Source organism: Pseudomonas sp. HY13-MNA-CIBAN-0226 (assembly GCF_040310305.1).
Classification (GTDB): Bacteria; Pseudomonadota; Gammaproteobacteria; order Pseudomonadales; family Pseudomonadaceae; genus Aquipseudomonas; species Aquipseudomonas gregormendelii.
In genome coordinates this window covers 1-282 of the sequence record NZ_JBEOPS010000173.1, presented here as the reverse complement: position 1 = coordinate 282, position 282 = coordinate 1, and the positions used below count along the sequence as shown (strand labels likewise).

At 61.3% G+C, this 282-nt stretch carries 1 pseudogene; it reads left to right on the top strand.

Annotation, left to right across the window (positions count from 1 at the left end):
- Window positions 1-282 (top strand): annotated as a pseudogene (locus AAEZ05_RS28275) (ketoacyl-ACP synthase III); the annotation flags it as partial.

Genomic DNA, 282 nt, shown 5'->3' with positions numbered 1-282 from the left:
CGACCTGTGCGTCGAAGCCGTCAACGCATTGTTCGCCAATAACCCGGATTTGAAGCGCGAGTCCATCGACGCGCTGATCGTCGTTACCCAGAACGGCGATGAAGAGGGCTTGCCCCACACCGCCGCTATCGTGCAGGACAAACTGGGCCTGCCGACTCACGTGGCCGCCTTCGATATCTCCCTGGGCTGCTCCGGCTACGTCTACGGCATCTACGCGATGAAGGGCTTCATGGAAGCCGCCGGCCTGAAAAACGGCCTGCTGATCACCGCCGACCCGTATTC